Source organism: Candidatus Roseilinea sp. NK_OTU-006, from assembly GCF_012931985.1.
Lineage (GTDB): Bacteria > Chloroflexota > Anaerolineae > J036 > Brachytrichaceae > JAAFGM01.
In genome coordinates this window covers 1-6,063 of sequence record NZ_JAAFGM010000054.1, presented here as the reverse complement: position 1 = coordinate 6,063, position 6,063 = coordinate 1, and the positions used below count along the sequence as shown (strand labels likewise).

The window sequence follows — 6,063 nt, the reverse complement described above, 5'->3', positions numbered from 1 at the left end:
GGCGACGCGCCTTTTGGAATGAACAGGTAAAGCACGGCATAGGCGCCGGCCAGCCCGACCACGATCAGAAACGACCATGCCTCACGCGCCCACCGGCGGGTTCGCACGGCGCGGATCGCTTCGTAGGCCAGCGCAAAGCCAGCGACGCTCAGGCCGATTTCGTTGGAGAGGAACGCAAGCGTGCATAGGCCGAGGCAAGCGCCCCACCACGCAGCGCGCTGCCGAGTCGGGCCGGACTGCCGTGCGCGCGTGTAGCACAGCATCGCCAGTTGGATGAACAGCAGCGCCAATAGGTGGTTCAGGCCGGCGGGGAGCGCCACGGCCTGGACGGCGAACGGATTCAGCGCGAAGAGAAAGGCAACGCCGAACGCCATGCCGCCGGTTTGCCGGCCTAGCATGGCGGGCAAGAATTTGAGCAGCAACAGCGCGTTGGCGGCATGGACGACGATGCACAAGACATGCAGGAGCAGCGGCCCGGATGCGCCGGCAGCGGCGGCCAGCCGGTAGTAGGCCAGATATAGCGGCCGGTAATAGCCGAAATTTTGCGTCCGCGTGAACAGGTCGAACAGCGTGAAGTCGCGCGCCATCCGCACGCTCCACGCGTCATCGAATGACAGCGGCAGGGATAGGCTGGGCCAGTAAGAGGCGACCACCGCTACGACCAACGCGGCTGCCGCAAACGGCGCGATCAGCCGGCGCGCTTCGGCGTGGGATGCAGGTTCCATAGCAGGCAGCGGGGTTGGTCGGGCATGCTTCGCGCTGATTTTGCCATATGGGTGACGGAATGCGTTCACACATCGGTACAATTCTTTGCGCTCGATCCACCCCATGCCCTCGTCCCGCTTCGACTGCGCTGCGCTCCGATCGTTTCTCGCGCTCGCCCTGGCCGGCGTGCTCTATCTGAGCATTGCGCTGGCGAACCTCAGCTTACCCGGCCCAAATTACGATGAAGTGGCAGACGCCGTGCCGGCGTTGGAGCTGCTGCGCGGCGAGTGGCCGGCCAGCGCGCTGAAGACGATCCGCGTCTTCGGCCAGCCCGTGCCGATCATGATGCTGCACTACATCGGCCCAACCTCGATCTACACCAGCCTGGCCGGCTTCGCGCTGTTCGGCGTCTCCGTTGAGTCGCTGCGGTTGGCGCAGACGTTGATCGGCGTGCTCACCCTGCTCCTTACCTGGGCACTGGCGCGCGCATGGTTCGACGATCGCGTCGCGGCGCTGGCGGCCGTGCTCGCCGCCACATCCCCCACTTTTGTGTGGTGGCATCGCGCTGGCGCATTCTTCTCATCCCCCATGTTGCCGCTTGCCCTGGGAGTGCTGCTACTCCTAACAGCATGGCACCGCTCAGGGCGTCCTGGGCTGCTCATCGCAGCCTGCTTTTTGTTCGGGCTTGGGTGCACGACCAAGTTGTTGTTTTTCTGGTTACTGGCGCCGCTTGCCCTCGTTGCGCTCATCAAACTTAGCCAAGGGCAACACCGACAGCGGCTTCGCGCACTTCCGGCGCGGGTCTGGGTGGGATGCACGGCCGCTTTCTGCGTGGGATGGTTGCCGTTTATCGCACACAACACCCCAGCGGGAGACACGCTGCGCTTCATCGCACAAAACCTGCTGCGCTCGCAGCTTTATGGCCACAACAACTTGGATGTTGTCGCCAATACGCGGTTCCAGGCCGATCAACTCTTTCGGCTAGTCAGCGGTGACACCCTCGAGTTCAACGCGCCAGCTCCTCTGCCACTGACAGGCGTCGCGTTTGCTTTCAGTCTGCTCTACACAGCACTATGGCTGCGACGCCGACGGGGCGCGCCTGCGCCCACGAGCACCCCGCGTCTGTTTCTGCTGCTCAGCGTAGTGGCGATCGTACCGCTTGCCACCTTTAGCGTCACTTCGATCGGTGGGCGGCACCTTTTTATCTTGCTTCCGCTTGTGATATTGCTCATCGCCGTTGTGATCGGGGACGGTTTAAGTGGCCATGCGCCTCCTGCTGCGCGCGTCGTCAGTGCTGTCGCAACCCTGTTGGTGACGATGAACGGTTGGGGCGGCAACCTGGCAGTTTTGAAATTCTTTGAGCAAACCGGCGGTCGAGCGCTGTGGTCCGATGCGGTCAATCGGCTTGCAGCTTCTTTGGAGCTTGACTTTGCCGGCCGGCCCGTGATTGCAATGGATTGGGGCTTCGAGCGGAGTGTTGCTTTGCTGACCCAGGGCCGCTTGCGGATGCGCGAAGCGTTCGAATATACGCAGCAGCCCTCAGAGCGCTTCGCTGCGCTCAGCCAAGTGCTTCTGAGAACACCGGAGCACATCTACCTCTTCCACGCCCCGCACACAACGGCTTTCGGCGGTCACTGGGAGCGCTTCGAGCGCGCAGCGCTGCAGTCGCACATGCAGCTTGCGCCATTGGCAGTCATCCGCGAACGCGACGGCATCACCCACACGCTCATCTACGAGGCACAGCCGGCCCCGCGCAACTTTGCAGCGCCCAACTTGGACAGCCCACGCAATGCCAAGCTCGCCAGCGGCGTGGCGCTGCTGGGCGGCGAGGTGCGCTACGCTGCTGCACAGCGCGAAGTGACCGTCATGCTCTACTGGCAGGCGCTAACCGAGCCGCTCCCCGACGATACGGTGTTGTTGCACATCGTGAACCAATCCACCGGCGAGGTAGTGCTGGCCGCCGACACTCAGCCGGTCTATGGCGCGTACCCATTCTCGCGCTGGCAGCGCGGCGAGGTCGTGCTCGACCCACACTGGGTGACGCTGCCGGAGGGGCTGCCGCCAGGCACATATCAAGTGCGCGTCGGCGCTTATGATCCTCAAACTATGCAGCGGCGCGCGATTGATGACCCGCGCAACGACGCCGCCGGCGACAGCCTGATGTTGCACACGTTCGAGCTGCGCTGACGCTGTCGCGGACACGCGCCCATCGGGGCGCCATGGTAGCCCACGCGCCATCTTGCGTCTGGATCAGTTCGATGCCCAGTCGGCAGCTCGACCAATGGAAAGTCGTTCTACGGCGATGATGCGTCGTCACGAATTCTGGCTGATTGCGTCGCTTAACGCTGCGCATCGGCAAGCTAAGGCAGCCAACCGGCGCGCGACGACCTGATCTCGCTTGGCTCCATCACATAGCAGTAAGGCGGTTGCGTCGTGGTGCGCTTACGCGCGGGGGTGGGCTGCTGCCCTCTTGCTTACTCAGCACTCACCGGCGCAATGGTGATCTTCGTCGGCAGCGCGACGGCGTTCGCCACAGCGATTTGCGCCGTGTGCACAAAGGCGCGTTCGCCGGTGAACTCGTCGTATAGCCCGATCAGCACGTAGTACTCGCCTGGGCGTGCGTCGGCGGCGACGGTGAAATGGTGCGGATCGTGGATCACCTGGCCGGGCAGCCAGCACGTCGTGGGCAGCGTCCAATTCGCCGGACGGCCGTCCTGGTTGACGATGCGGTATTGATCCTCAGGCGTGTCGGCCACATGCACGAAGACTTTGCGGGCAATCGGCAGCGGCAAGTCGCTATCCAGCTCCCAGTACAAGTTGAGCGTGGCCGACTGGCCCGGCGTCAGCTTGGATGGCAGGGTGTAGCCGAGCAGCCGCGCCTCGCCGTTCGGCTCGAAGCGAATCTCCGTAGGGATCAAGTCGGCCGGCAGCGTCGCATTCGGCACGGCGATCGGGTCGGCGCCGTAGCCGATCACGCGCAGCAGGGCGATGTGCGCGGTCGCTTGAATGACCATCAGAGCCGTCACGAAGATGTGAGGCCAAGAAACCGGCCGCGCATCGCCCGGCGCATTCGCCGCCGACTGTTGCGTGATCCACATGCCGGCCAGTGCGACGATGACCGGCGCGAAGTACATCCACACTCGGCCGGTCTCCCCGCGAGCGACGTGAAGCAGCGACTGGGCCATGATCGTCGCAACCCAGGCAAAGGTGAGCGCGGGCGCGCGACGCCACGTCATGAGCAGCGCGATCGCTGCCAGCGGCAGGCCGGCGAAGGTGAAGAGGTCCCACGGATGCCAGACGACAAATGGCCAGTAGTCGCGCTCCAGCGACAGATGGATGCGCATAGCCGTCTGGTAGGTGGCAGGCAAATCGAACCCGGTCAGCAGGATCATGGCTGCCCAGGGCGCCGCAAATCCGACCATCACGATTGCGCCTTGCAGCGCCCACACTGGCAGCGACCGGAAGCGATCCGTTTGCCAGATGCGGATGAGCGCATACAGCCCGCAGATCATCATGATCGGCAAATTGCCGAAGCTCATCAGCGCGCCGATGGACAAGGTCAGGCCAAGCCCAACAGCGCTCGCCGTTGACTTGATGGCCGGCGGCCGCGCGACGAGTTGCTCGACCAGCAGCAAACCGGCCAGCGTGAAGACGCCGAAGCCGCGATCCCACTGCGAAGCCCACATCAACATGCCCGGGGCAAGTGGGCAAAGCAGGGCCGCCGTCGCTGCAGCGCGGTCATCGGCGATTCGCCGGACGAAGACGAAGAGCAGAATCGGCGTGAGCCAAGCGAGGGCAGTCTCGATCAGAATGCCGAACAAGCCGGCGGCGATCTGCACATCGTCGAGCGTCGCCGCGCGCAAATCGAAGCAGGCCAAAGGGCGCAATGTGGGGCCAAGCGCTTCGGCCAGACCACGCAACGGGCGCATCAACTGCACACCGACCCAGAAGATCATCGGCAACCCCGGCGGATGACGTTCGGCGTGCACGTTGTAGCTTTCCATCTCCTGCGCAAAGCTTCCCAACCATGCGCCCAGGTCGTCCACGCGCACGCCCACGCCGAAGTAGCCGCCGGTGAAATCGCTGTATTGTCGGAAGGCGAGGCCGCGCAGCGGGAAGGGTTCGACGATGTGAATCGCTGCCGTTTGCAGCGCCAAGCCGGCCGCCACGACGTAGCCCAGCAGCAGCGCCGCCTGGCCGCGCGAGCACCGCGCCGGCATGCGCGCCCAGATAAGCAGGGAGAGCGCCGCATGAGCCGCCAAGCCAGCCGTGAGCAACAACAGCGGCCGCAACGGCGGCGTCGCGCGTTCCCAAAGCACGAGCGTGCGCACCGGATCGAACAACAGCGCGGCGATATACGCGAGCGTCGGCGCGGCGATCAGCGCCATCGCAGCGATGCGCTGCGCTCGGGGCCGGCCCTCTGCGTTCATACGGTGCTCCGCGCGCTCGGATGGATGCCCCGCCAGCTCATCGTCCACGCAACCGCCCATACCATGACTATCGCCGTGAGCGCGCTGATAACGCCGCCGGCATAGAGATCGAGCGGGCGATAGCTGAACTCCACACTGAATGCGCCGGCCGGGATCGGCACGCCGAGCAGCGCACCGTTGACTGCGACGGGTTGTATGGCTTGTTCATTCACTAGCGCCACCCAGTTCCAGTGATACGCCTCGCTGACGGCGAGCAGCGCCGGCGCGTCAACATGAACCGCGACTTTAATGTAGCCAGGCGACTTGCCTTCAATGGCTGCGCTGCCATCGGCGCCGCGCAGCGTCGCCTCGCCCGATGGACGCACTAGGATCGCCTCGGCAAAAGGGTCGAAATCGGGCGCGCGCATGCGCGCATACATCGCTGTCTCGGAGGGGACATACGTGATGCGACTGGGGATCCATGCGCCGTTGAACGTCTGCGGTTCCCAATCCAGCCGGTAAGTGCTGGCTTCTTTGCCCTCGAACCGGTCTCGCGCCAGCAGAAACCACGGGATCATCACGCCCTCCGGCGTCTCCATAGCGCCGCGCCAGGTCACCGCATGACGCGCGTTGAGCAGCTTCACCATCACATCTTCGGGCGCGTTGTCTAAGAACGACTTGTAGGCGCGCAGGACAATAGGCGAGCCGCCGCCAACTTCGTTCAGGCCGGCGATGCACGCGCCGTTCAGCGGCAGGCCGAAGTGGTTATACACGCGCGAGTAGCCGTTCGGTCGCTGGGTCGGCTTGATCGGCGCGATCAGCGGATGGGGTGGGAAAGGGTCGGCCATGGGCTGGGTGGCGGTGTAACGGTTGGCGCTAAACACGTCGAAGATGACGAGGCCGAGCAATACGGCACCCCACAGCCGGCGCGGCATCGCGCCTAAACGCG

Annotated in this window: 3 protein-coding genes and 1 pseudogene; 1 reads left to right on the top strand and 3 read right to left on the bottom strand. The window is 64.5% G+C overall.

Features of this window, described 5'->3' with window-relative positions; genetic code table 11:
• Window positions 1-725: pseudogene (locus tag GXH28_RS15000) on the bottom strand (hypothetical protein); the annotation flags it as partial.
• Between the two features lie 103 nt (window positions 726-828).
• Between GXH28_RS15000 and GXH28_RS14995 the strand changes: the two are divergent.
• A complete protein-coding gene (locus GXH28_RS14995; RefSeq protein WP_169239832.1) occupies window positions 829-2,892 on the top strand; it encodes a glycosyltransferase family 39 protein in 2,064 nt (687 codons plus the stop codon).
• Window positions 2,893-3,179: 287 nt separating this feature from the next.
• Here the strand turns inward: GXH28_RS14995 and GXH28_RS14990 are convergent, their stop codons facing one another.
• A complete protein-coding gene (locus GXH28_RS14990; RefSeq protein WP_169239831.1) occupies window positions 3,180-5,135 on the bottom strand; it encodes a hypothetical protein in 1,956 nt (651 codons plus the stop codon).
• Window positions 5,132-6,063, bottom strand: a 932-nt coding sequence (locus GXH28_RS14985) for a YfhO family protein (protein ID WP_169239830.1), incomplete at its 5' end; no start/stop codon positions are given. The genes GXH28_RS14985 and GXH28_RS14990, both read right to left, overlap by 4 nt.